Below are 24,940 nucleotides of genomic sequence, written 5' to 3'. Positions count from 1 at the left end.
CTGATCGCCTTGTTCTTCCACTAGGCAAATGCCGTGAGCAACAGCCCAGCCATCGGCTCCGGCGACAGGGCCCGCCTTTCCAAGCAGCCGTGGCTTCGGCACATGGGCCGCGGCTAGAGCCGTCGGTCTGTAGCGCGTGAGTTCGGCAGCGGTCATGCCGTCCGACTCATGACCGCATATTCGTTCCACGCCCGGTGGCGCTCGCGCTGTAGCTGCGGTCGAGAAGGATTGCGCTCATCGTGGCCGAAGCAGCAGTCGAGCGGTACCTCCCAACCGAGCAAACGACCATGAGCACCAAAGCGCGCCCTTCACTGCGGCGGATCGCCATCCATGTCGAGGAAGCCAAGACGGCTGGATTCGAATGGGTGCTCAGCGAAGCCGATGTGAATGCCGGCGACGATCGGTGGACTGTGCTCAAACGCGCCCGCAAGGCCTTGAAGAGCTACAAGGCGTCGATGGCGGACGGTCTGGTCGCGCTCGAATCGCTCATCGACGACCTGGACGTGGGGCCTCGGACAACCGCCGAATCCGAGGCCAAGCCCGAAGCCGATTCTCCCGAGCCCGAAGGCGCACACCCGCGCAAGCGCCCTTCCCGCCCTGCACCGGCAAAGCATCGCGACGAAAAGCCGCCCGTGAAGACGAGCGGCAGGACCGTCTTCGGCTTCGGCCTGATGAAGTAGCCACCGCGCGTGCCGCATGCGCTGTGCGGCCTGTCCTCCCAGCGGCACCGGTCGTGTCCGACAACCCGCTGCAGCGACCGAACCGATGCTCGATTCGCCGGTTATTGCCGGCTTCCCCTTTTTCCCGCCAGCGAAGGAACGACCATGGCCACGAGCAGCAGAACCCTCTGGAAAGGTGCCATCACGTTCGGGCTGGTCCACATCCCGGTTGGCTTGCACACGGCCAGCACAGAGTCGGGCGTGGATTTCGACTGGCTCGACAAGCGCAGCATGGATCCGGTGGGCTACAAGCGCATCAACAAGAAGACGGGCAAGGAGATCGACAAGGACAACATCGTCAAGGGCTTCGAGTACGAGGACGGCAAGTACGTCGTGATTTCGCCCGACGAGATCGAGGCCGTGTATCCGCGCACCACCCAGACGATCGAGATCCAGCGCTTCATCGACGCCAACGAAATCCCCTTCGTGTATCTGGAACGCCCGTACTACGTGGCGCCGATCAACAAGGGCCAGAAGGTCTACGCGCTGCTGCGCGAGGTGCTGATTAAGTCTGGCAAGGTCGGTCTGGCCAAGGTGGTGATCGCCACCAAGCAGCACCTGGCGGTGCTCGTGCCCTCGGGCAAGGCGCTGGTGCTCAACCTGCTGCGCTGGGGCGATGAGGTCAAGACGCTCGAAGGCCTCGATCTGCCCGCGGCCGGCGTCAAGGGCGCCAATGTGAGCGCGACCGAAATGAAGATGGCCGAGCAGCTCGTAGGCGACATGTCCGGCAAGTGGGACCCTGAGGACTTCAAGGACGAGTTCAAGCACGCGGTGATGAAGATCGTGCAGAAGAAGGTGAAAGCCGGCGACACCGAAACGGTCATCCAGCCCGAGGAAGAGGCGCCCGAGGAAAGCTCGAACGTGATCGACCTGACCGAGCTGCTGCAGCGCAGCCTCAAGGGCGGCAGCAAGACCGCGAAGTCTGGCGCGCCAGCGAGCAAGAAGGCTGGGGCTAACAAGGCAGCCAAGTCCGGCGGAGCCACCCGTAAGGCGGCGACCAAGAAGGCCGTCCCCAAGGCTCGCAAAGCGGCGTAGCCGGCTCCTGCCCGCCGCAACGCCTGGAGGCACGAGCAACCGATGGCCAAGGGTGACGCGCTTTCGACGTACAAGGCCAAGCGCAATTTCGCCGTCACGGCGGAGCCGACCGATGGCGGCACGCCAAGCCCGCACGCGCTCACGTTCGTGGTGCAGAAGCACGCGGCATCCCGCTTGCACTACGACTTCCGGCTCGAGCTCGACGGGGTGATGGTGTCCTGGGCCGTGCCCAAGGGGCCGAGCTTCGACCCGAAGGAAAAGCGCATGGCCATCCACGTGGAAGACCATCCGATCTCCTATTCGTCCTTCGAAGGCACCATTCCACCGAAGCAGTACGGCGCGGGCACCGTGATCGTCTGGGACAACGGCACCTGGGAGCCCGTCGGCGATCCGCGCGCGGGGCTGGCCGCGGGCAAGCTCGTGTTCAGGCTGCATGGCCAGAAGCTCGAAGGCCTGTGGGAGCTAGTCAACATCGCCAAGGGTGGCGAGCGGCAGGAGCCGTGGATTCTCTTCAAGAAGAAGGACGAACACGCGCGTCCCCATGCCGACTACGACGTGGTGAGCGCGCTGCCCGACAGCGTGATCGCCAAGCCGCTCCGAAAACCACACCGCAGCACGCCCGAAGCCGCCGCGAAACCGAAGCCCGCCGCGAAATCCATCGGGGGCGCACGCAAGACAGCGCTGCCGGCCGAGATCAAGCCGCAGCTCGCGACCCTGGCCGCCGGAGTTCCATCCGTCGGCGATTGGCTCTACGAAATCAAGTTCGACGGCTATCGCCTGATGGCCAGGCTCGACAAGGGCAAGGTCGCGCTGGTCACGCGCGGCGGGCACGACTGGGCCGCGAAGATGCCGGCGCTGGTGGACGAACTTGGCACGCAGGGCCTTCGCTCGTCGTTCCTCGACGGCGAGATCGTGGTGCTGGGCGCCAACGGCTCGCCCGATTTCAACGCGCTGCAGAACGCGTTCGATCGCGGCCGCGGCACCGACCGCATCGTCTTCTTCGTGTTCGATGCGCCCTTCTTCGAAGGCCATGACCTGCGGGCGCTGCCGCTGCGGGAACGTCGGCAACTGCTCAAGGAATTTCTCGCGGAGAAAGCGACCGAGCACGTGCGGTTCAGCGACAACTTCGACGCCGATCCGGCCTCGCTGCTGCGCTCGGCGTGCCAGATGCAGATGGAAGGCGTGATCGCCAAGCGCGCCGACGCACCCTACGTGTCGCGGCGCAGCGAGACCTGGCTCAAGCTCAAGTGCAAGCTGCGCCAAGAGTTCGTGATCTGCGGCTACACCGACCGCACTGATGGCACTGACCAGGTCGGCAGCCTGCTGCTGGGCATCCATGACGCGTCCGGCAAGCTGGCCTCGGTGGGCAGCGTAGGTACCGGCTGGAGCGGCGAGGAAGCCCACGACATCAAACAGAAGCTATTGCCGCTCGCGATCCCGCGTTCGCCTTTCGAGAAGGGCGACACCACGCCCGGGCGGTGGTCCAAGCGCAAGGCCGGTACCGAGCGCTGGGTGAAGCCGCAGCTGCTGGCCGAGGTGAGCTTTGCAGAATGGACGCCGGACGAGCAGATACGCCATGCCTCCTTCATCGGACTGCGCGACGACAAATCCGCCAAGACGATCGTGCGCGAGCGGCCCAAGGCCATCGGCGCGCCGGCGGCCACCGCGGCTGGCAAAGAAACGGGCGGATCCGCGTCGGGGGCTTCCATCAAGGTGAGCCATGGCGAACGAGTCATCGATGCGACCACCGGCGTCACCAAGCTGGACTTGGTGCGCTACTACGAATCTGTCGCCGAATTCATCCTGCCGCATTTGAAGGGCCGCCCCTGCTCCCTGGTGCGCGGGCCTTCCGGCGTGACCGGCGAGCTGTTCTTCCAGAAGCACGGCGAAAAGATCGGCGTGCCCGGCATCACCGAACTGCCGGAGACTCTGTGGCCAGGCCACGCCTCGCTGCTCGAAGTGGGCAACGCGAAGGCACTGGCGGGCGCGGCCCAGATGAACGTGATCGAGTTCCACACGTGGAACTCGATGGCCAAGTCCATCGACAAGCCGGACCGGATGATCTTCGACCTCGACCCGGGCGACGGGACCACCTGGGGTCACATCCAGGAAGCCGCCACGCTGGTGCGGGCAATGCTCGAAGCACTCGGCCTCCAGGCTTGGTTGAAGACCAGCGGCGGCAAAGGGCTGCACGTCGTCGTCCCCCTGGCGCCGCGCTACGACTACGACACCGTCAAGGGCTTCTCGCAGGCCATCGTGCAGCACCTGGCCAGGACGATCCCCGCACGCTTCGTGGCCAAGAGCGGACCGAGCAACCGGGTAGGAAAGCTGTTCGTGGACTACTTGCGCAACGGCCACGGCGCGACCACCGCCGCCGCTTTCTCCGCACGTGCGAGGCCTGGCCTGGGCGTTTCGATGCCAATCGCGTGGGACGACCTCGGGGCGCTCAAAAGTGGGTCGCAGTGGAACGTGCGAACCGCGCGCGAGCATCTGTCTTTCCAGACCGTTGACCCCTGGAAGAAGTACTGGACGACGCGCCAGCCGCTGGCAGGCGCGATGAAGCTTCTCGGGTATGAAAAGCGATGACTGGCGGGCCTTGCTAGGAGATGTATGCCCATGGACAGCCTTGGCGCGCAGCAGCGGCCTCCTCGAAAAACCGACCGCCCACGCATCTACGGCTGGCTGAGGCGGTGGCGAGCGCCCCGCCTGAACAGCAGAATGCGCCAGATCCCGAGCGTGTCACCCTGGGGGCCGAGGAAGCGGATGAAGGCGGGAAAGCCGGCAAGGACGAGAACGCTGCTGGTCACCTCAAACCCGACGAGTGGTCGGTTCAGTGCCTTTTCCCGCTTAAAAAGTGCGTCATCTTCGCCCCGTCCAAGACGACCCGCCCTGCGCTACCACGCGCGAGCTCGATCGCCTACCGATCAATTTACTGCTGCACAGGAATGGCTACTAAAAAGGTCGTGCCTCGGTCGTCGCTTGACTCGACATTCACCGTGCCACCGTGGGCTCTGGCAATCTCCAAAATGATGAAGAGGCCGAGACCCACGCTCCGCCCAGAACCGGCAACCGTGCCGCGCACCATTGGTTGAAATAAGGAGGAGAGCACATGGTGGGGTATGCCTGGCCCCCAGTTGTGCACAGAAATCTGGATGGATGGACCCAGCACCGAGGTCTTGACGGAGACTTCGCGGCTTGCATCGCCGTAGGCTACGGCGTTTGCTACAAGATTGCCGACGAGTTGCGACAGCCGATCAGGGTCGACACTGCACTCGCCGTCGCCCAACGTCTCATGGCGCAGCGTTCGTTCTGGAAACGCCAGCGCGAGTTCGGCCACGCTCTGCGCCACGACTTCGTGAAGATCGACTCGGCGGGTGTTGATCGCAATGCCTTTTCCCACGCGAGCAACCGTGAAATCCAGGAGGTCGGCAACCATCCGATTGGCCCGCTCCACCGATTGCGCCATTCGCGACAGCACGCGCATCTGGTTGTCTGTTGGCGCATGTCGGTAAAGAACCTGAATCCCCGTATGGACCGCGGACAACGGGTTGCGAAGGTCGTGGCTCACGATGCCGATCATCTGCTCGGCGAAGAGTGCTCTGTCTTTGGTTTCAGCCTGCAGGCGCTCCACCTCCGCAACGTGCGCCTCCAGCCTTTTCCGAGACAGCAGCAATTCTTGCTCGTACTTATCCCGATCGTGAGCGACAAATGCCGCCACCTCCTGGGTGTGCCCAGGACCCTGACCGTGGCGGACAACATTCAGGACCATCGGCACGGAGCTTCCATCCCGATGCCTGACGTCAAGCTTCAATTCGGAAATCGACCCTTGCATCTCCAGTAGAGGTGCCCAGTGCGTCTGGTGAAAGATGCGGGCGCCCATCGTCAGCAATTCCTGGAGACGCTTCTTGCCCACTAAGTCCGCCTTGTCGTAGCCAAGCCAGGCGCAGAAAGGTTTGTTCACGCGCAGGAAAACACCTTTTGCATCCGTCTCCATCAACCCGCAGGGTGCTCCGTCGAGAAGCGCTTCGCAGTCGGGGTCGAGCGCGGCCACGTAAACGGTCTACAGGCCGCGCTGCGAAAGAAAAGAATCAATCGCCTCGCTGCTGGGACCCGGGCGGCTGAGGTGCGGACAGTGCCCGACGTTTTCAATTATCTTGAGCACACTGTTGGGCATTACCTTGTGCATGTATTCACCGACTGCCACTGGAGCAATCAGGTCGTCGTCGCATTGAAGAATAAGTGACGGTGTCTGCAGTTTCTCAACCGCGGCGCGGTGGTCCGACAGGAAAGTCACCCGCGCGAAATGCTTCGCAATATCCGGGTCTGTGCGACAGAAACTGTTTGTCAGCTCAACGCCGAGTTCAGGCTGATCTGGGGCGCCCATGATGGCGGGTGCCATCGTGCTCGACCAACCCAGGTAGTTGCTTTCTAAGGTGTGCAGCAAAGAGTCAATGTCTGCTTTCTCAAACCCGCCGATATAGTCGCCATCATTGATGTAGCACGGCGAGGGTCCCACCATCGCGTGCGCAGCAAAGAGTCCGGAGTTGGCCAGATCTGCGAGGACGCCGATCATCGCGCTGACCGAGTGCCCAACGAACACGGCGGGGCCTTCCCCGTAGGCCTTCACAATCTCAGCAACGTCACCCGCATGACCGTCAAGCGATGAATACTTTTCGGGATCGAAGGATGCCAGGTCCGATCCTCCGCTGCCGACAAGATCGAACAGCACAGTCTTGTAGCCCTTTCGATATTCGGGCTCAAGCAGGCGCCACATGTTCTGGTCACAACCGAAACCATGGGCAAAAAATATGGTCGCGGGGCCGCTTCCGGCCACTTGGATGTTGTTTCGTTTTTGTAAGTTCACTGGGAGGTCCTTTGCGAACGGATAGGATCAATACATGCTTGATGCATAACCGACCGCTAGGTGATGGCTGAGAGAATCGCAGCCCCGGATGTGGTCGGGCTGCTCATTCGCTGCGAGTTGTAATTTGCCTAGCATGCAGCGGATTTTCCGAAAAGGATGTAGTCCAAGACGCGCAGGCGCTTCTCAAAATATCCAGCCTCCAGAGGTGTTGGATTCCGCCGATCTCTGACCCTAGATTTCCATCGAATACTGACCCACCCGCTTTGTGAGCCTGAAGGCTTCACGGTGTGGGTAAGTGCTTGATGTTCTCCTTTTTAGGTTGAGTGTGTGGATCTGCCGCAGATTGCGCCGCTGTTTCCGCGATTTGGTGGCCTCGATCACGAGCCAGGTCGCGAGCTTCTCGGCATAGGGATCAAGCTTGCTTGAGCTCTCCCGCTTGGCGTAGTGCGGCATTTCTTCGCCCGCACGCAGGTATTTCTTTACGGTGTTGCGAGACAGGCCTGTACGCCTGGCTATCTCGCGAATGGACATCTGCTCGCGCAGGGCCCAGCGTCTGATGACACTCAATGTCGCCACGTCTATCACTCCTAGGATCCCCTGCTTTAAAAAACAGCAGGGTAGGGTTTTACGTGGGTCACGTCTTAGACGGAAATTACTGCGCTAACTGGGTCAATTTCGACGGCAAACAACAGACGGTTAGCAACGCTCAACTGAACGTGGGCAAAAACATGGGCAGACCACCGTACGGCCGCGGCAAACGGCTGCCACAAACGAAAAGCCCCTGTAGTCTTGCAACTACAGGGGCTCTTGTTTGGCGGAACCGGAGGGATTCGAACCCTCGATGAGGCTCTACACCCCATACTCCCTTAGCAGGGGAGCACCTTCGGCCACTCGGTCACAGTTCCTGAAATAAGCCGAGATTATGCCACCGTCAGGCGGCCGGTTGGTCCAGATCGAAGGCTTTATGCAGCGCCCGGACGGCCAATTCCATATATTTTTCGTCGATCACGACCGAGGTCTTGATCTCGCTGGTCGAAATCATCTGGATGTTGATGCCCTCTTCGCTCAGCACGCGGAACATCTTGCTCGCCACGCCCACATGGCTGCGCATGCCGATGCCCACGATGCTGACCTTGCAGATCTTGGTGTCGCCCACGATCTCGGTCGCGCCCAGCGAGGGCATGACCTTCGACTGCAGGAGGTCGATCGTCTTGGCGTATTCGTTGCGGTGAACCGTGAAGCTGAAGTCGGTCTTGCCGTCCTTGCTGAGGTTCTGGATGATCACGTCGACCTCGATGTTGGCGTCCGCCACGGCACCGAGGATGTGATACGCGATGCCCGGCTTGTCGGGCACGCCGAGCACCGAGATCTTGGCTTCGTCGCGGTTGAATGCGATGCCGGATACGACGGCTTGTTCCATGTTTTCGTCTTCCTCGAAAGTGATCAGCGTGCCGGACTTGGCCTCTTCATTGATGTCGATGTCCCATGCGGTGAAGCTCGAGAGCACACGCAGCGGCACCTTGTACTTGCCGGCGAATTCCACCGAGCGGATCTGCAGCACCTTGGAGCCCAGGCTCGCCATCTCGAGCATCTCTTCGAAGCTCACGGTGGTCAGGCGCCGCGCATCGGGCTCGACGCGCGGGTCGGTGGTGTACACACCATCGACGTCGGTGTAGATCAGGCACTCGTGCGCCTTCATCGCCGCCGCAATGGCCACGGCCGAGGTGTCGCTGCCGCCGCGGCCCAGCGTGGTGATGTTCCCCGCGTCGTCCACGCCCTGGAAGCCGGTGATGACCACCACCTTGCCGGCGTTCAGATCGGCCATCACGCGCGTGTCGTCGATGCTCTCGATGCGCGCCTTGGTGTACGAGTTGTCGGTGCGTACCGACACCTGCCAGCCCGCGTAGCTCACCGACTCCATGCCCTCGGCCTGCAGCGCAATGGCCAGCAGCGCGGACGAAGCCTGTTCGCCGGTCGATGCCAGCATGTCGAGTTCGCGGTTGTGGGCCTCGCCCGGTTTGCTCGGCGCCAGTTCCTTGGCGAGGCCGAGCAGGCGATTGGTCTCGCCGCTCATGGCGCTCGGAACCACGATCATCTGGTGGCCGGCGCGCGCCCACTTGGCGACGCGCTTGGCGACATTTCGGATGCGCTCGGTCGAGCCCATCGACGTACCGCCGTATTTGTGAACGATCAATGCCATGGGTGAAATCAGAGAAAAGGAAAGGGCCGCTGTCTAGGCGGCGCCCTGCAAGCTGTGGGAGCTAAGTCTTCGGCGAGGGCGGGGCATTGTACCAATGCAGCCTGTCCCCCCTCCGCTCGGCGAAACCGCCGGCCACTTTGAGGTGGATGCGGTGGCCGCGCGTGGTACAGGCACGGACCTGGTCGAGCAGCTGGTCGAGCTGCGCGGCGCTGGGCGCGCAGCCGTGCGACTGCATCAGCCAGTGGCGCAGCACGTTGGCCTGCCGGGCGCGTGACAGCGCCTGCAGCGCCTTGATGACGGGCGGGTCGCCCACCGCTCCCAGGTCCTGCGCCGCGAGCTCGGCCAGCAGTTGCTGCGCCTGTGCGACATGGCCGGTACTGCGGGCGAAGGTGGCGCGGAACTGCGGGAAAGCCTGTTCCAGCGCGGGCAGCAGCACCGCGCGAATCCGGTTACGGGTGTAGCGGGCGTCGCCGTTGCTCGGGTCTTCGATCCAGGGCAGATCGCGCTGTGCAAGCCATGCACGGATGTCGGCGGCGGGCACCGCCAGCAGCGGCCTGTAGAGGCTCAGACCGTTGCGCTCGGCACGCGCCGGCATGGCCGACAGGCCCGGAAGCCCCGCACCGCGCGACAAGGCCAGCAGGAGCGTCTCGACCTGGTCGTCGGCGTGGTGCCCCAGGGCGATCGATGAAATGGCGGGCCGCTGCGCGCTGTCGGCGCGGGCCATGACGGCGAAGGCTTCATAACGCGCACGCCGCGCTGCATCTTCGGGGCTGTCGCCCGGCGCATGCCGTGCATCGACGCGATGCACAACCAAGGGCACGCCGAGCCGCTCGCACGCCGCTTTGCAATGCCGCTCGAAATCGTCGGCCGCAGCCTGCAGCCCGTGATGCACATGAAAGGCCACCACCTGCCCGGGCCAGCGCGCAGCACATGCGGCCAGCAAGGCGGTGGAATCCGCACCGCCACTGAAGCCCACCGCCAGCGGCCATTGCGCCGGCTCGAACGCGGCGATGGCGCGTTCGAAGGCTTCGATCATGGGTGCTCAGCGGCCGGTATCGGCCTTGGTGTCGTTGAAACGGCCGTAGCTCTGCAGGCGCTCGTAGCGGCGGTCCAGCAGTTCCTTGGGCTTCAGGTCGCTGACCTGACGGAACGCGTCGTTGAGCGCGCGTTTCAGGAACGCCGCCATCTGCCGGTGGTCGCGGTGCGCGCCGCCGACCGGCTCGTTCACGATCTTGTCGACCAGGCCCAGTGCCTTGAGGCGATGCGCCGTGATGCCGAGCGCATCGGCCGCTTCCTGCGCCTTGTCGCTGGTCTTCCAGAGGATGGAAGCGCAGCCTTCGGGGCTGATCACCGAGTAGATCGAATACTGCAGCATCACGAGCTGGTCGCCGACCGAGATGGCCAGCGCACCGCCGGAGCCGCCCTCGCCAATGATCGTGACGATGATCGGCACCTCGAGTTGCGCCATCTCGAAGATATTGCGGCCGATGGCTTCGGACTGGCCGCGCTCTTCGGCATCGATGCCGGGGTATGCGCCGGGCGTGTCCACGAAGGTGAAGACAGGCAGCTTGAATTTCTCGGCCGTCTTCATGAGGCGCAGCGCCTTGCGGTAGCCCTCGGGCTTGCTCATGCCGAAGTTGCGCGCGGTGCGCTCCTTCGTGTCGCGGCCCTTCTGATGACCGAGCACCATGCAAGGCACGCCATTGAAGCGCGCGAGGCCGCCCACGATAGACAGGTCGTCAGAGAAATGCCGGTCGCCGTGCAGTTCGACGAAATCGGTGAAGATTTCGTTAACGTAGTCCAGTGTGTAAGGGCGCTCTGGATGCCGGGCGATCTTGGTGATCTGCCAGGGCGTCAGGTCGCTGTAGATGTCCTTGGTGAGCTGCTGGCTTTTCTTGCCGAGCTGATCGATTTCTTCCGAAATGTCGACCGCCGATTCGGTCTGTACATAGCGCAGTTCTTCAATCTTTGTTTCGAGTTCCGCAATGGGCTGCTCGAAATCGAGGAAGGTTCGTTTCGCCAACGTCTTCTCCTGTTTTATTTCAATACGCGACCGGCACGGGGTCCAGCGACCGCCAAATATACCAAGTCGCCACGCTGCAATACGGTGCCCAGGCCACGGCGACGTCGCGGGCATCGCTGCGGCTCACCGGGTCGCCCGAAAAATAGTTGACGCTGATGCCGTTGAGCAGCCCGACGTCGTCCACAGGCAGCACGTTCGGCCGCATCAGGTGGAAGATGAGGAACATCTCGGCCGTCCAGCGGCCGATGCCGCGAATGGCCACGAGCTCTTCGATGATGAGCTCGTCCGACATGTCCTTCCACGCATCGACGTGCACCACGCCCGAGTCGAAGTGAAGGGCCAGGTCGACCAGATATTCGATCTTGCGGGCCGAAAGCCCTGCCCCGCGCATGTCGTCGACCTTGAGCTTGAGCACGTTGGCCGGCGTCAGCTTGCGCGGCAGCAAGGCGAACTTGTCCCAGACGGTTTGCGCGGCCTTCACCGAGATCTGCTGGCCAACGACGCTGCGCGCCAGCGTGGTGAAGGCATCGCCGCGCGATTCGAGACAGGCGGTGCCGAACTTCGGAATCAGCCGCTTCATCACGCGGTCTTTTTTAGCCAGATGCTTGCAGGCCTCTTCCCAATAGTCCGGCGTGTAGATCTGAACGGTCGGGTTTTTGGAAGCGGGCATGGGGTTGGTGGTTCCGTTCACTTCGCAACGGTCCAGGTCGTGCCGGTAGGCGAATCCTTGAGCACGATGCCTTGGTCCAGCAACGCCTGCCGAAGCCGGTCGGCCTCGGCAAAATTCTTCGCGGCCTTGGCGGCGGCACGCGCATCGATCTGCGCCTGGATGGCCGCGTCGTCGAGCGTTGCGCCCGCACGCAGGAAGCTCTTCGGATCGCTCTGCAATATCTGCACGCAACCACCCAGCGCCTTCAGCAACCCGGCCTGCGTGGCCGAACGCGTGCGGTTGACCTCACCCGCCAGGTCGAACAGCACCGCCACCGCTTCGGGCGTGGCGAAGTCTTCGTCCATCGCGGCCTTGAAGCGCGCGGCGTACGGATCGGTCCAGTCGATTGTCACCTCGGCCGGGGCCACCAGGTCGAGCGCCGTGTACAGTCGAGTGAGCGAATTGCGCGCGTCATCGAGGTGCACGTCGCTGTAGTTGAGCGGCCGGCGGTAATGCGCGCGAAGCACGAAGAAGCGGATGGTCTCGGCGTCGTACTTCTTGAGCACATCGCGGATCAGGAAGAAGTTGCCCAGGCTCTTGGACATCTTCTCGTTGTCGGTCACGATGAAGCCGTTGTGCATCCAGTAGTTGGACAGCGGCTTGTCGTTGGCGCCTTCGCTTTGCGCGATTTCGTTCTCGTGATGCGGAAACTGCAGGTCTTCGCCGCCGCCATGAATGTCGAGCGTTTCGCCGAGCAGCGCACAGGCCATGGCCGAGCATTCGATGTGCCAGCCCGGGCGGCCGGCGCCGAACTCGCTGGCCCACTTGACCTCTTCGGGTTCGCTCGCCTTCGCGCTCTTCCAGAGCACCGGGTCGAGCGGGTCGTCCTTGCCATCGAGCACGGCCACGCGTTCGCCCGCATGCAGTTCGTCGATCGACTTGCCGCTCAGCTTGCCGTAGCCCGGGAACTTGCGCACCGCGTAGTTCACGTCGCCGTTCTCGGCGCGATAGGCCAGGCCCTTCTTCTCGAGCGTGCCGATCATCGACAGCATCTGCGGGATGTAGTCGGTGGCGCGCGGCTCGTGCGTGGGGCGCTCGATGCCCAGCGCATCGGCGTCTTCGTGCAGCGCATCGATCATGCGGTCGGTCAGCGCGCGGATGCTCTCGCCGTTTTCCACGGCGCGGCGAATGATCTTGTCGTCGATGTCGGTGATGTTGCGCACATAGGTCACGTCCAGGCCGCTGGCCTTGAGCCAGCGCTGCACCACGTCGAAGGCGATCATCGAGCGGGCATGGCCCAGGTGGCAGTAGTCGTAGACCGTCATGCCGCAAACGTACATGCGCACCTTGCCAGGTTGCAATGGGGAGAATTCCTCCAATTCACGCGACAGCGTGTTGTAGATGCGCAGACTCATGAGACTCGGAAAGCGTCGCTTCGCGCACGTGCGGCACGGGCGAACGACGGGGTATTTCAGGGGTGACGGGGACAGTGGCCACGAGGGGTTGGACATGGCCCCTCGGCTACAATGCAACGCAGTATAAACGGCCGCCGCAGCCTGCTGCCGCGTCCCTCCCGGGTGTTCTCCAGGCCCGCATTCCCCAATCCTGCCGAGGCTTCATGCAGCACGCCGTGTTCTCCAGACTCTCCATCGCCTTCGCACTCCTGTTCAGCCTGTGGGGTTCGGTTGCGCATGCCAACGAATACGACGAAGTGAACCTTCTGCTTCGTCAGGGCAAGGCCACCGAAGCGCTCGCCAAGGCCGACACCTACATCGCCGGCAAGCCGCGCGATCCGCAGATGCGCTTTCTGCGCGGCGTGATCCTCACCGAGCAGAACAAGCAGCCCGAGGCCATCATCGCCTTCACCCAGCTCACGCAGGACTTCCCCGAGCTGCCCGAGCCCTACAACAATCTCGCGGCGCTGTATGCCTCGCAGAGCAAGTTCGACCAGGCACGCGCCGCGCTCGAAACCGCCCTCAGGCTCAACCCGAACTACGCGACCGCGCACGAGAACCTCGGCGACGTGTATGCGCGCCTCGCGGCCCAGGAATACGTGAAGGCGCAACAGTTCGCCAGCACCAACGCCAGCGTCGCGCCCAAGCTCGTGCTGATCCGCCAGATCTTCTCGTCCAAGGCCGAGGCCGAAGCCGCCACCCTGCCGGCGGCGCCTGCGGTCATCCGCAAGCCGGTCGGCCGTTCCAGCAAGTAAGCCGCTGCCGGCGCGGGCGGTGCGACGCATTCGTCGCACCGCCCGCACTCTCCCCCTTTCGCAAACGGAGCATCACTTGACGATCCACGCCCTTTCAAGATTCAGCCGCCGCAACGCCTTCATCCTGGCCGCGGCCATCGGCTTTGCCGCCACCGGCTACGCACAGCAAGCCGCACCGCGCGTGAAGCTCGCCACTTCGGCCGGCGACATCGTGGTCGAGCTCGATGCGGCCAAGGCGCCCAAGTCGGTCGAGAACTTCCTGCAGTACGTCAAGGACAAGCACTACGACGGCACGGTGTTCCACCGCGTGATCGACGGCTTCATGATCCAGGGCGGCGGCTTCACGGCCGACATGCAGCAAAAGCCCACGCGCCCGCCGATTCCGCTCGAAGCGAGCAATGGCCTGAAGAACGACAAGTACACGATCGCCATGGCGCGCACCGGCAACCCGAACTCGGCCACCTCGCAGTTCTTCATCAACGTGAAGAACAACGACTCGCTCAACGCGCCCAACCCCGATGGCTACGGCTACGCGGTGTTCGGCAAGGTCGTGGCCGGCACCGACGTGGTCGACAAGATCCGCGCCGTGCAGACCGGCAACAAGGGCGGCATGCAGAACGTGCCCGTCGAGACCATCACCATCAAGTCCGCCACGCTGGCGAAGTAATCCCCCCATTCCGAATTTCCGAAGGAGTCCCCTCATGAGCAATCCCCAAGTCGAACTGCACATCAAGAACTACGGCGTGATCACGCTCGAACTCGACGCCGAGAAGGCGCCCAAGTCGGCCGAGAACTTCATTGCCTACGTGAAGAAGGGCCACTACGACAACACGGTGTTCCACCGCGTGATTCCCGGCTTCATGGTGCAAGGCGGCGGCTTCGAGCCCGGCATGAAGCAGAAGCCCACCGGCGCCGAGATCGAGAACGAAGCCAACAACGGCCTGAAGAACGCCAACTACACCGTCGCCATGGCCCGCACCAGCGCGCCGCACTCGGCCACCGCGCAGTTCTTCATCAACGTGTCGGACAACGGCTTCCTGAACCACACCGCACCTTCGGCCCAGGGCTGGGGCTATGCGGTGTTCGGCAAGGTCATCAACGGCACCGACGTGGTCGACAAGATCAAGGCCGTGAAGACGGGCCGCAAGGGCTTCCACGACGACGTGCCGCTCGAAGACGTGGTGATCGAGAAGGCCGTCGTCATCTCGGAATGACCCACAGGCACGGCGCGGCATGACCAACGTGGCGAACCCGGCTTTCACCGAGCTGGTGGCGCCACCTGCATGGCGCACCGTCGACCTGATCTCCGACCTGCACCTGCAGGCCGGCGAGCCCGCCACCTTCGAGGCCTGGCAGGGTTACCTGCAGACCACGCCGGCCGATGCGCTCATCATCCTCGGCGACCTGTTCGAGGTCTGGGTGGGCGACGATGCCGCCGCCGCTCCCGGCTTCGAGGCGCAATGCGCCGAACTGCTGCGCCGCACCGCCGAGCGCCTGCCGGTGTTCTTCATGCACGGCAACCGCGACTTTCTCGTCGGCCCCGCGCTCGCGGCGCAATCGGGCATCACGCTGCTCGACGACCCCACGGTGCTGGTGCTGCACGGCCAGCGATGGCTGCTGAGTCACGGCGACATCCTCTGCCTCGAGGACACCGAGTACCTCAAGTTTCGCGCGCAGGTGCGCACGCCTGAATGGCAGGCCGCGTTCCTCGCGCGCCCGCTCGAAGAGCGCCGTGCGCTCGCACGCGCGATGCGCACGCAGAGCGAAGACCGCAAGCGCAATCCGTCGACGATCTGGGCCGATGTGGACACCGACGCCGCGCGCCAATGGCTGCAGCAGGCGAACGCGCATACGCTGGTGCACGGCCACACGCACCGCCCCGCCGATCACGACCTGGGCCATGGCCTGCGCCGCATCGTGTTGAGCGACTGGGACGCAGCCGCCCATCCGCCACGCGCACAGTTGCTGTGCCTGTCCACCGCCGGCGCCCAGCGCGTCGACCTGCGCTAGCCGCGGCGCCGATGTTCAAGTGGCTGCGCCGTCTGCGCGCCCTGCCCCCGATTCCCGATGCCGCCTGGCAGGCCACGCTGGCGCGCTATGCCTTCCTGGCCGACCGCCCCGCGGCCGATGTGCAACGGCTGCGCACGCTGACGGCCGAGTTCCTGCGCGACAAGGAATTCCACGGCACCCAGGGCTTCGTCATCACCGACGAGGTGGCGCTGGCCATCGCCGCGCAGGCGGTGCTGCCGGTGCTGCACCTGAAGGGCCATCTCGACTGGTACGACGATTTCGTCGGCATCGTGGTGCACCCGTCCGAGGTCGTGGCGCGGCGCAAGGTCGTCGACGAGGCGCTGGTCGTGCACGAGTACGACGAGGTGGTCGCTGGCGAAGCCATGGACCGCGGCCCGGTCATGCTCAGCTGGCAGGACGTGCTGGCGAGCAGCGTCACCAGCGAAGGCGGCTACAACGTGGTGATTCACGAGTTCGCCCACAAGATCGACATGCGCGGCGGCGATGCCGACGGCTGCCCGCCGCTGCCGTCCGGCTTCGCGGGCAAGCGCAGCGCCCGCGAATCGCGCGCCGCGTGGCTCGCGGTGCTGCAGCCCGCCTACGATGACTTCCGCGAAAAAACCATCATGGCCGACCGCTTCGGCGCCGAGCCGCCGTGGCTCGACGACTATGGCGCCACATCGATCAGCGAGTTCTTCGCGGTGGCCTGCGAGGCCTACTTCGTGAACCGGCCGAACTTCGCGCGGGACTTCGCGGCGGTGACGGTTCTCTTCGATGAGTTCTTCCTGAGCAGGCAGGCCTGAGCGGAAAAGAAAAAGACGCCCCGCGGGGCGTCTTTTTCATGGCCGTCCGGCGCGCCTTACTTGCGCAGCAGCGCCTTCAACGCGTTCTGCAGGCGGCGTGCGCTCGTAGCGTCGTGTGCCGCAGCCAGCACCTTGCCGGCGTCCTGGCCCCAGGTCTGGGCCGGCGCCGGGTCGCCGCGCTTGGTCAGCAGCTTGAGCTGCAGCGCACGGCGCGCGTCAAGCTGCTCGGCGGGCGTCGGCACTTCGGCGGCCATTTCCAGGCGCAGCAGCGCTTCTGCCGCATCGTTGGCAGCAGCCGTCGGCGCGCTGCCGATGGCTTGCGACCAGTTCGTGCGCACGGCCGGCGTGACCGCGCGACCCAGTTCCTGAACGCTCGGCAGGCGCGCGGCATCGCGCTGCTCCCAGGCGCCGAGCACCTGCGTCAGCGCTTCGCCGTGGGCTTGCGCCGCGAGCTTGCGCAGTGCCATGTCCGCACGTTCGAGCGCTTCGCGCTGGGCGCGGAAAGCGGCATCGCCGAGGCGTGGGCCACGGTCTTCGAAGCGCGGAGGACGGTCGCCGAAACGACCGGCCGATGCGCCGCGATCGCCACGGTCACCACCGCGGGCATCGGGGCGCGGACCGCCGCGGTCGCCTGGACGACCGGGACCACCAGGGCCTGGTCGGCCGCCGTCGCGACGGTCGCCGAACTTGCCGCCGGCGCGGCCTGCGGGCGCCGCGTCTGTCTTTCTGCTGCTGGGACGGTCGTCACCACCGCGCATGGCCACGACCGGCTTGGGCGCCGGCTTCGGCGCGACGGCCGGCGCCGGGCTTTCGACAGCGGCGGCTTCGCCGGCATCGTGCGCTGCGCCGTCGGCGCGTGCGGAGGCGTCGGCGCCATCGGCCGGTGCCACGAGGTCGGGCGCGGCAGCCTGCGCGGCGTCAGTTGGTGCGGCCGGCGATGCTTCCGCGTCGCTTGGGCTCGGCGCCTGCTCGGCGCTTTCGGCGAATTCAGCGGCGGCCTGTCCGGGCGCCACGACTTCGGTTGCGCCGACCGACGGACCATCGCTGGTCACCACAGCCGGTTCGGCCTTGGGTGCGGGCGGCGGCGCTTCGCCGCGCAGCGCGCCTTCGAGCCGGGCGATGGCCGCGCGGATCTTCTGCACGTCGCCGCCGGCATTGGCAGCATCCAGCGCCTTGGAGGCGTCGAGCACATGGCGGTCGTGCTCGCTCATGGCCGACGACGCCTTTTCGCGCTCGGCAGTCTTGCGGTTGAAGGCTTCGTCGATGGGGGCGCGGAACGCGTCCCACAGCTTCTGTTCATGGCGGCGGTCGAGCGGCACGCTCTGCGCCTCGTGCTGCCAGCGCTGTTGCAGCGCCTTGACGGCGTCGATGCGCAGCATCGGCTGGGCGCCGAGCTCGGCGGCCTCGGCGATCATGGCCTGGCGGCGCTCGACGCTGGCCTTCTGGGCCGTTTCGAACGGTGCACGCGCGGCGCCAAAGGCTTCGTTCCACTGCGGCTGCAGTTCGGCGAACACCTTCTCGCCCACGTGGCCGGCATCACGCCAGCGGTCGGCAAACTGGTGCAGCGCGCGGTTGTGTGCCTTCAGGTCGGTGGCGCCGGCATGCTCGGCGGCCCAGGCCTTGACCTCTTCGATCAGCGCCACGCGATGGGCGCGGTGCTCGGCCGCATCGGCACGCACCTTCTCAAGCCAGGCCTCGACCACCTTGTGGGCTTCGTTGCAGGCTTCGTCGAAACGCTTCCACAGCGCATGGTTGGGCACGCCGCCCTGGTCGGCCTGCTTCCACTGGTCGCGCAGCGCGCGCAGCGTTTCCTGCATCTTGCGGCCGCCGAGGGCCTGGCCTTCGGGGCGCTTGAGCAGGCCTTCGGCCTTGGCGACGAGGTCTTCGCGGACCTTGTCGGCGCTCCAGCGCTGCCAGCCTTCGAGTTCGCCGGCCGCGACCAGCGCGGCATGCACGCGGGCTTCGAGCGGCGCCTCGACCAGCTTGCCGTGCTCCTTGAGCACCGCGCGCAGCGCGGCGGCCGCACCGGCGCTGGCCTTGCCGTGGCCTTCGGCGGTTTCCTGTTCGAGCTTGGCGAGGGCTGCCTGCACGGCGTCTTGCGCCGCGGCGCGCACGGCCGGATCGATCTTGGGTGCGGCAGGCCGTGCGGGCGCTGCAGCCTTGGGCGCGAGCACCTCGCCGCGCGCGCTGCGCAGTTCGTCGGCCCACACGGGCACCGGCGGCAGCGGCGCGGCCGCATCGGCTGCGGCAGCGATGGCCTGCGCCAGCGCGCTGTGGAACGCATCGGACACGACCAGCAGTTGCGACTTCGAGGCTTCGAGCTGCGGCGCGAACTTCGCATCGAGGCTGTTCCAGTTGATGTCGGACGTGATGTCGGCGGTCTGCTGTTGCCAATGGGTCACGTCGTTGCGCAGCGACTCCTCCGCGGCCTGGGCGTCCTGCCAGCCCTTGGTCGAGAGCACTTCAAAACGCTGTGCCAGCAAGACGGCAGCTTCGCGGTGCACCTGGGCGCGATGCTGCAGGTCTTCGATGCCCTTCACGCGTTCGGCCAGCTTCGCCTTGAGACCGGCGAGCGGTTCGCGCGAGAGCGGTGCGCCGGCCTTGGCGGCGTCACGCTGCCAGGCGAGCGCATCGGCGATGTTGAGCTTGGACTGGCCCAGCAGCGCCTCGGCCTTCTGCGCCCATTCGGCGGCGATGGCCTCCTGGCCCTTGGCGCGCTTGAGCTCGTCGAGCTTTTCACGCAAGAGGCGCGCTGCGCCCTTGTCGCGACCGCTCAGTTCCTTGAAGACTTCCTGCATTTGCTCGGATGCCGGGTTGCCCGCGAGCCAGTCGCGGATGCGCGCGGCGCGCTCGCCGGAAGTCGGCGCGGTGAAGGCGCCGCCGGTGAGCGTATCGAGGGCTTGAAGGTCGTGTGGCTTGGAAGAAGTAGAGGTCACTGCGCGAAATCGTTGTCTTGGTATGGAAAGCGAAGGCGCCGGCAAAGGCCGGCGCACATCGACATTTTCACCCACTTGCGGGGGACCGCCCAATTCCGTTGCGGAACGGCGGCCGATGCAGGTTGCGGGCTGGGAAATTAAAGGTGACTACATATATAGCAAGCCGGTGCAAAAAACCAAGTGGCCGTTCTCACTTCATGGTCAGTTTGAGCTCGGCGCCCGGCTTCCAGTCGGCGCCGCTGGCCGAGGTGCGCACCGCGCCCAGGAACAGCCGTTCGCTCGTCAGCTTCTGCGCCAGCAGGTAGTCGCGCACCGCGGCGCCGCGCTCCACGGCCAGTTGCCGCATCGACTCCTCGTCGACCGGCACGCTCGCGAACAGCAGGTTTTCCATTTCCTTGACGGGCAGGTCCTTGGCGAGGCCGACGAGGTTGCGCGGCTTCGTGATGTCGGCGCGCTTGTACACGGCCGTCAACAGCTCGGGGTATTCGGCGTCGGTGACCGGCGGCACGTCGGTGCCGGTCTGGCCGCCGCGCACCGCGACACGGCGCTTCTCGGCCTGGGTCAGCTGGCGCACGCGCTGGCGCTGGTAGGCATCGCGCTCCTTCTCGAGGCTGGAGGTGCCCACGACCGTCATCTCCAGCGTCGGCCGCTCGGTCAGCGCCTTGGCGACCTTGTCCAGGCTTTCCTTGGCCGCGGCGCTGAGCACCGAACTGCCCGGCTCGAAGGTGATGGCGCTCGATTCACCGCTGCCACCACCGCCAAGCCCGCCCGTGAGCAGGCTGAACGGCGCCGTCACGGCCTTGACGATCAGGTTGACCACGGCCTTCCAGATCAGCGGTCCGACGCTGAACTGCGGATCGTTGAGCGAGCCGCTGAGCGGCAGGTCGACGTCGATCACGCCGTTGCGGTCGGCCAGGAGGGCCACCGCCAGCTTCACCGGCAGGCTGTTGGGCGCGCCGGCGACTTCCTCGCCGAATTGCAGTTGGTTGAGCACCAGCTTGTTGGTGGCCGTGAGCTGGCCGTCGGGCGCGACCTTGTAGTTCACGTCCATGCTCATCTTGCCGCGCTCGATGCCGTGCCCGGCGTAGCGCACCGAGTATGGCGACAACGGCGCTAGGTCGAGGTCGCGCATCTTGGCGGTGATGTCGAGTTCCAGCGGCTTGGCCAGCGGATTGAGCTTGCCGGTGATTTCCAGCGCCGCCGTCTGCTGCGCCTTGCCGCGCAGTTCGAGGTCGGCCAGCGCGGGCCGCCCGCCCGGGCCGTTCGAGGGATTCGACGAGAAGGAACTGAGCTTGCCGGTCAGCTCGCTCAGGTCGGCCGAGTAGTTGGGCTTGACGAACAGGTCGGTGAAGTCGATCTTGCCGTTGACCAGGCTCATCGGGCCGAAGTTGATGACCGGCGCAGGGCCTGTTTCCGCAGCGGCCTGCGCCGTGGCAACGGGTGCAGCAGCCGCCTTCGCCGGCTCGGGACTGCCGCCGACCATGGCTTCGGCCGGAACCGGCGCGCCGCCCGAGCGCTGCGCCGGCGGCGCCCCGCGGGTCGTGGTGGTGGTACCGCCGGGGCCCTTCTGGGTCTTGGCTTCGGCGGTCGCTGTGGCAGCGGCCGCACCCTCGGCCTCGCCCTTCTTCGTCAGGTTGAGCAGGTTGAGCCGGCCGGTCGGGTCGACGATCACGCGGGCGAAGAAGTCGGTCAGCGTGGTCTCGCGCACATTCACGTTCGGCGGCGTGTTGGGGGCGAGGCTGACCTGCAGGCCGCGCAGGCTCAGCGTCTTCCAGCTCAGCAGCTGGTTGGTGTTGCGGTCGAAACCGGGCGACTGGGTCAGCGAAACGCTGTTGGCGCGGAAGTCGTCCAGCGCGGTGTCGCCGGCCAGCTTGACGGTCATGCCGGCTGGCGCGGTCGCGTAGTGGATCGTGCCGCGGTAGCTCGCGAAGGCGCGGCGGATGTCGACGTTGAGCGCGTCCGCGTAATAGGCCTTGAAGGCATGCGCCGGGAACGAGATCACCTCGAGCCGGCCCTCGGCCGCCAGCGGCTTGAGCACCACGTTGCCCTTGTAGTCGAACTTGCCCGGGTCGGAGCGGCCTGAGCCGATGCGGCCCGAGACCTGCAGCGGCGACACGGTGTTCGTCTCGGGCGCGATCTTCTGGGCGTTCAGCTTGAAGGCCGTGACCTCGACCGTCACCGGCAGCGCGCCAGCCTTGTCTGAATAAGAGAGGCTGCCGTTGTCGACCGCCATGCTGGCGATGGTCAGCGCCCAGGGCTTGGTGTTGGCGTCGGCCTTGGCCGATCCCGCGCCGGCCGGCTTGGGCGCCGCCACTTTCGCCTCGGCCGCGCCGCCACTGCCGCTACCGGCCGGCGTGCGCAGCCAGCGCTCGAACATCCAGCGCTTTTCGCTGTCGCGCTCCACGCGGACCTTGGGGTTGGTGGCAGTGAACGAGGCGATGTTCAGCGTGTGCTGCGTCATGTCGACCTCGGCATCGACCAGCTCGAAGCGGCCGACGCTCGCCAGCGCGGTCTTGGTCTGGGTCAGCGCCAGGCCGTCGGCAGCCAGTCGGCGCGCCTTGAACTTCAGGTTGGGCTGGTTCCAGGCGATGTCGATCTGCCCGCTGAGCTTGCCGTCGAGCGTGGGCTCCAGGCTCTGCGCCAGATAGGGCGCGGCCAGCGAGAGCGGGAGCGCGTCGACCTCGGTCTGCACGTCCGCCACCTTGTCGGTGGCGCTGCCCTTGAACTTGAGCGAGGCGCCGCCGATGGCGGTGCTGCCGTTGAACTGGGCCGGTTTCTCCATCGGCCAGGTGATCGCGGTGACGTCGAGCCCCAGGTCGGTCACGTCGACGGCGGCCGCTGGCTTGACGGTCTCGTCGCGCCAGCCGACGCGGCCGCCGCTCAAGGCCACCTTGTCGACCTGCACCTTCAGCTTGGGCTTTTCGGCCGTCTTGCCGGCTGGAGCACTGGCGGCGGCAGTGGGAAGCGGAGCCACTTTTTCCGCGGCGCCGGTGGCCGGGTCGGTGGCCATCAGGTTGAGCTGGCCCGAGGCATCGCGTGCCACCACGAGCTGCGGATTGGCCAGCGCCACTTCGCTCAAATGGAACACCGATTCGAGCGGCCGAACGTCCGCCAGCGCGAGCTTGAGCGAATCGAAGCCCAGCAGGTCACGGCCCCGGACGTCGCTCAGCTTGGCGCCGTGCGCCTCCACAGTGCCGTAGATCTTGAGACCGGTGGTCGTCGCCTGCTGGAAATCGATCTTCAGGTCGGCATCGAGGCTGCCGGCCTGCAGCTTCACCGGCAGGCCGCCGGGGATGTAGCCGAGGTAAGGCACGAGGTCGAGGCCCTTGAACTGCACATGGGCGTCGGTCTTGCGGCTTGCCGCGAAGGGCGTGGTGAAGGCGGCCGAATCGAAGCTGCTGCCGTTGAGCACGAAGGCCAGCTTGGGCTCGGTCTTGACCTCGCGCTGCGAAGCCAGGTTGCTCAGGAAAGGCACGTTGAGCACGAAGTTGCGCAGCTCGTGCCTGCGCTTGACCGTCTGGTCGTCGAAGTCGACCGCGCCGTCCCTGATCGAGATGTTGTAGATCGCAAAGCGCGCCGGCTCGGCCTTGGGGTCGGGCGGCGGTCCCGAGGCCAGCTTGGCCAGGATGTCGTCGATGTCGTACTTGCCGTCGGCCTGGTGCGTGAGCAGGATGGCGGGCGACTCGACCGAGACCGCGTCGATCACCGGTGCCAGGCGGAACAGCGATTGCAGTTCGGCGTCGGCGTAGATGCGCTTGATGGCCAGTTGCGGCTGCTTGCCGTCGGCGGTTGCTATGCGCAGGTCGTGCAGCGCGAGCTCGAGGGTCCAGGGCTTGAAGTCGATCTTGCCCACAGTGACCTGCCGGCCCAGTTTCTCGCTCGCGATCTTTTGAAGCTGGCTCTTGGCAATCGGCGGCACCGCCAACCATGCGATGACCCAGAGGGCCAACAGAACCAGCAGCGCGACGATCCCGCGTCGCACCCATTTGTTTTGTTTGAGCGAAGCTAAATCCATCGCGGGAGTGTGCCGCAAACAAGCGTCAAAGCAGAAACAAGAAAGCCCGGCAACGCGACTGAATGCCTCGTTGCCGGGCTTGATGGCGGGCCTAACACCCAAGCCATCGATTCGCGCGACCGGAAGTCAATGGTTCCTGCCGTGCTGGCAGCAAGAGATTGCCGCCGTGGATCCTCCGTCGTTCGAGCCCTTGACTTGCACCTCGGGCTGCCTGACTTCGGAAAAACGCCTGAAAACCCAGGCCCGTTCAGATTAGGTGCCGCACCCTCGCATTGCAAATCCAATCTTCCAAGGGATTTCCCGTAGGCGGAATGCCTCTGTGGAGGCCGGATTTTTTAAACATCTATTAGCATATGAAACGATTTCCTTATGCTTGACCGGGTATTTAGCGACGCTAGAATCCGCCCTGCTCCGACTGCCAGATGCAGCGGGGCCACCCTGAATCCGCTGCCGAGAACTCCCCCGGCTTGATCAGGTCACCGCGCTCCTTACCCTACACCCCTCCATGCGCGGAGCCTGATTCGTACCAATCCAAGCGCCGTTGCCTTCATCCATCGCCTCTCCAGGCGCTGCGAGCAGGTGCCGCACAGAAAGGAAGAGCGATGAACAAGGCGTTTGATGCCACAGCCCGCGGGCTACGGACCTTTGTGTCCGATGTGGCAGACGGCTTTTTTGAAATCACCCACAACGGGTTTGCGTTGGTCGGCCTGGCCATCGTGTTTGCGGCCCTCGCCCTCGTGGCACGGCCCGATCTGCGCCAGACCGGCGAGGAACAGCTCATGGGCTGGCTGCAGTCGCGCAAGCCCGCGCCCGCAGTCACGGACCTCGAGCCGACCGCGATCGAGCGCACCACGGCCGCGAGCCCCGGCGACCTGCCCAAGCAGCAGGCCGCCGTGGCGTACTGGCTCAGCAAGAAGTACAGCGTTGCGGCCGAGCCGCTGAGCGTGCTCGTCGCCGAGGCCTACAACATCGGCAAGCGCACCAAGCTCGACCCGACGCTGATCCTGGCCATCATGGCCGTGGAATCCAGTTTCAATCCCTTTGCCCAGAGCCAGGTCGGCGCCCAGGGCCTGATGCAGGTCATGACCCGCGTGCACGGCGACAAGTACGAAAGCGCGGGCGGCACGCTCACCGCCTTCGACCCGGTGACGAACATGCGCGTCGGCGTGAAGGTGCTGCAGGAATGCATCTCCCGCGCCGGCTCGCTCGAAGGGGGCCTGCGCTACTACGTGGGCGCAGCCAACCTGGAAGACGACGGCGGCTACGCCAGCAAGGTGATGGCCGAGCACGAGCGCCTGCTGCAGGTTGCCAACGGCCGTGCGCCGTCGGTGCTGCCGCCCCGCACGACCGTGCGTGCGCAGCCGATTCCCATCGTGACGCCGGCACCGGCACCGATCAAGGCCGAAGAAAGCTCGGAGCCCGCCAAGGTCGCCCTGCTTTCCGCCGTTTCCTGAAGCCGGCCCGGCCGGGTGTGAGC

The 24,940-nt window shown here is 65.3% G+C and carries 18 protein-coding genes, 1 tRNA gene and 1 pseudogene; 9 read left to right on the top strand and 11 right to left on the bottom strand.

The features are described from left to right. Window positions 1–239 precede the first annotated feature (239 nt). The 3 genes from GNX71_RS13710 to ligD all read left to right on the top strand — a co-directional run bounded on the left by GNX71_RS13710 (window position 240) and on the right by ligD (window position 4,340). Window positions 240–680 (top strand): hypothetical protein, encoded by a 441-nt coding sequence (locus GNX71_RS13710; protein ID WP_206178819.1) that lies wholly within the window; start codon window positions 240–242, stop codon window positions 678–680. Between the two features lie 144 nt (window positions 681–824). Then, the gene (locus tag GNX71_RS13705; RefSeq protein ID WP_206178818.1) at window positions 825–1,754 is read left to right on the top strand and encodes a Ku protein; all 930 of its coding nucleotides are present in this window, start codon (window positions 825–827) and stop codon (window positions 1,752–1,754) included. A 42-nt stretch (window positions 1,755–1,796) separates the two neighbouring features. Continuing rightward, entirely contained in the window at window positions 1,797–4,340 is a 2,544-nt protein-coding gene (gene ligD / locus GNX71_RS13700) for a DNA ligase D (protein ID WP_206178817.1), read from the top strand. Between the two features lie 343 nt (window positions 4,341–4,683). Here ligD and GNX71_RS13695 read toward each other — a convergent pair whose 3' ends face one another. From GNX71_RS13695 to cysS, 9 genes and pseudogenes are all read right to left on the bottom strand, one after another. Next, complete coding sequence (locus GNX71_RS13695; RefSeq protein ID WP_206178816.1) at window positions 4,684–5,805, bottom strand: PAS domain-containing sensor histidine kinase; 1,122 nt, start codon at window positions 5,803–5,805, stop codon at window positions 4,684–4,686. 9 nt (window positions 5,806–5,814) lie between these two features. Further along, window positions 5,815–6,618 (bottom strand): alpha/beta hydrolase, encoded by an 804-nt coding sequence (locus tag GNX71_RS13690; RefSeq protein WP_206178815.1) that lies wholly within the window; start codon window positions 6,616–6,618, stop codon window positions 5,815–5,817. 327 nt (window positions 6,619–6,945) lie between these two features. Continuing rightward, window positions 6,946–7,203: pseudogene (locus GNX71_RS13685) on the bottom strand (helix-turn-helix domain-containing protein); the annotation flags it as partial. Window positions 7,204–7,430: 227 nt separating this feature from the next. Further along, window positions 7,431–7,523: transfer RNA gene (locus tag GNX71_RS13680), tRNA-Ser, on the bottom strand. 26 nt (window positions 7,524–7,549) lie between these two features. After that, window positions 7,550–8,818: an aspartate kinase gene (locus GNX71_RS13675; RefSeq protein WP_206178814.1), complete on the bottom strand. Its 1,269-nt coding sequence runs from the start codon at window positions 8,816–8,818 to the stop codon at window positions 7,550–7,552. 61 nt (window positions 8,819–8,879) lie between these two features. Continuing rightward, the gene (tilS, locus tag GNX71_RS13670) at window positions 8,880–9,854 is read right to left on the bottom strand and encodes a tRNA lysidine(34) synthetase TilS (protein WP_206178813.1); all 975 of its coding nucleotides are present in this window, start codon (window positions 9,852–9,854) and stop codon (window positions 8,880–8,882) included. A gap of 6 nt (window positions 9,855–9,860) precedes the next feature. Continuing rightward, the gene (locus GNX71_RS13665) at window positions 9,861–10,841 is read right to left on the bottom strand and encodes an acetyl-CoA carboxylase carboxyltransferase subunit alpha (protein ID WP_013541914.1); all 981 of its coding nucleotides are present in this window, start codon (window positions 10,839–10,841) and stop codon (window positions 9,861–9,863) included. Between the two features lie 19 nt (window positions 10,842–10,860). Further along, window positions 10,861–11,511 carry a DNA-3-methyladenine glycosylase 2 family protein gene (locus GNX71_RS13660; RefSeq protein ID WP_206178812.1) on the bottom strand — a complete coding sequence of 217 codons (651 nt, stop codon included), beginning with the start codon at window positions 11,509–11,511 and terminating at the stop codon, window positions 10,861–10,863. A gap of 17 nt (window positions 11,512–11,528) precedes the next feature. Continuing rightward, window positions 11,529–12,905 (bottom strand): cysteine--tRNA ligase, encoded by a 1,377-nt coding sequence (cysS, locus tag GNX71_RS13655; protein ID WP_206178811.1) that lies wholly within the window; start codon window positions 12,903–12,905, stop codon window positions 11,529–11,531. A 203-nt stretch (window positions 12,906–13,108) separates the two neighbouring features. Between cysS and GNX71_RS13650 the strand changes: the two genes are divergently transcribed. The 5 genes from GNX71_RS13650 (at window position 13,109) to GNX71_RS13630 (ending at window position 16,512) form a co-directional block, all read left to right on the top strand. Next, window positions 13,109–13,699, top strand: a complete 591-nt coding sequence (locus GNX71_RS13650; RefSeq protein ID WP_206178810.1) for a tetratricopeptide repeat protein — start codon at window positions 13,109–13,111, stop codon at window positions 13,697–13,699. Window positions 13,700–13,775: 76 nt separating this feature from the next. Beyond that, window positions 13,776–14,366 carry a peptidylprolyl isomerase gene (locus GNX71_RS13645; protein WP_206178809.1) on the top strand — a complete coding sequence of 197 codons (591 nt, stop codon included), beginning with the start codon at window positions 13,776–13,778 and terminating at the stop codon, window positions 14,364–14,366. A gap of 34 nt (window positions 14,367–14,400) precedes the next feature. After that, on the top strand, window positions 14,401–14,913 hold the full coding sequence (locus GNX71_RS13640; protein WP_206178808.1) for a peptidylprolyl isomerase: 513 nt from the start codon (window positions 14,401–14,403) through the stop codon (window positions 14,911–14,913). A gap of 19 nt (window positions 14,914–14,932) precedes the next feature. Continuing rightward, window positions 14,933–15,709, top strand: a complete 777-nt coding sequence (locus GNX71_RS13635) for a UDP-2,3-diacylglucosamine diphosphatase (RefSeq protein ID WP_206178807.1) — start codon at window positions 14,933–14,935, stop codon at window positions 15,707–15,709. 11 nt (window positions 15,710–15,720) lie between these two features. After that, window positions 15,721–16,512, top strand: coding sequence for a M90 family metallopeptidase (locus GNX71_RS13630; protein WP_206178806.1), 792 nt, complete (start codon window positions 15,721–15,723; stop codon window positions 16,510–16,512). Window positions 16,513–16,568: 56 nt separating this feature from the next. Here the strand turns inward: GNX71_RS13630 and GNX71_RS13625 are convergent, their stop codons facing one another. Together GNX71_RS13625 and GNX71_RS13620 are read right to left on the bottom strand one after the other, a co-directional pair. Beyond that, window positions 16,569–19,448, bottom strand: coding sequence for a DUF349 domain-containing protein (locus GNX71_RS13625; protein ID WP_206178805.1), 2,880 nt, complete (start codon window positions 19,446–19,448; stop codon window positions 16,569–16,571). A 190-nt stretch (window positions 19,449–19,638) separates the two neighbouring features. Continuing rightward, window positions 19,639–23,463 carry a DUF748 domain-containing protein gene (locus GNX71_RS13620; protein WP_206178804.1) on the bottom strand — a complete coding sequence of 1,275 codons (3,825 nt, stop codon included), beginning with the start codon at window positions 23,461–23,463 and terminating at the stop codon, window positions 19,639–19,641. A gap of 602 nt (window positions 23,464–24,065) precedes the next feature. Between GNX71_RS13620 and GNX71_RS13615 the strand changes: the two genes are divergently transcribed. Further along, on the top strand, window positions 24,066–24,917 hold the full coding sequence (locus GNX71_RS13615) for a lytic transglycosylase domain-containing protein (RefSeq protein WP_206178803.1): 852 nt from the start codon (window positions 24,066–24,068) through the stop codon (window positions 24,915–24,917). Window positions 24,918–24,940 lie beyond the last annotated feature (23 nt).

It is taken from the genome of Variovorax sp. RKNM96 (assembly GCF_017161115.1).
In the GTDB taxonomy this organism is placed as follows: Bacteria; Pseudomonadota; Gammaproteobacteria; order Burkholderiales; family Burkholderiaceae_C; genus Variovorax.
This window is presented reverse-complemented; position numbering and strand designations above follow the sequence as displayed.

What these genes read in the sequence shown, in the direction of transcription:
- GNX71_RS13705 (WP_206178818.1), top strand. Translation starts at nt 825, where the DNA reads ATGGCCACGAGCAGCAGAACCCTCTGGAAAGGTGCCATCACGTTCGGG.
- ligD (WP_206178817.1), top strand. Translation starts at nt 1,797, where the DNA reads ATGGCCAAGGGTGACGCGCTTTCGACGTACAAGGCCAAGCGCAATTTC.
- GNX71_RS13675 (WP_206178814.1), bottom strand. Translation starts at nt 8,818, where the DNA reads ATGGCATTGATCGTTCACAAATACGGCGGTACGTCGATGGGCTCGACC.
- tilS (WP_206178813.1), bottom strand. Translation starts at nt 9,854, where the DNA reads ATGATCGAAGCCTTCGAACGCGCCATCGCCGCGTTCGAGCCGGCGCAA.
- GNX71_RS13660 (WP_206178812.1), bottom strand. Translation starts at nt 11,511, where the DNA reads ATGCCCGCTTCCAAAAACCCGACCGTTCAGATCTACACGCCGGACTAT.
- cysS (WP_206178811.1), bottom strand. Translation starts at nt 12,905, where the DNA reads ATGAGTCTGCGCATCTACAACACGCTGTCGCGTGAATTGGAGGAATTC.
- GNX71_RS13650 (WP_206178810.1), top strand. Translation starts at nt 13,109, where the DNA reads ATGCAGCACGCCGTGTTCTCCAGACTCTCCATCGCCTTCGCACTCCTG.
- GNX71_RS13640 (WP_206178808.1), top strand. Translation starts at nt 14,401, where the DNA reads ATGAGCAATCCCCAAGTCGAACTGCACATCAAGAACTACGGCGTGATC.
- GNX71_RS13635 (WP_206178807.1), top strand. Translation starts at nt 14,933, where the DNA reads ATGACCAACGTGGCGAACCCGGCTTTCACCGAGCTGGTGGCGCCACCT.
- GNX71_RS13630 (WP_206178806.1), top strand. Translation starts at nt 15,721, where the DNA reads ATGTTCAAGTGGCTGCGCCGTCTGCGCGCCCTGCCCCCGATTCCCGAT.
- GNX71_RS13620 (WP_206178804.1), bottom strand. Translation starts at nt 23,463, where the DNA reads ATGGATTTAGCTTCGCTCAAACAAAACAAATGGGTGCGACGCGGGATC.
- GNX71_RS13615 (WP_206178803.1), top strand. Translation starts at nt 24,066, where the DNA reads ATGAACAAGGCGTTTGATGCCACAGCCCGCGGGCTACGGACCTTTGTG.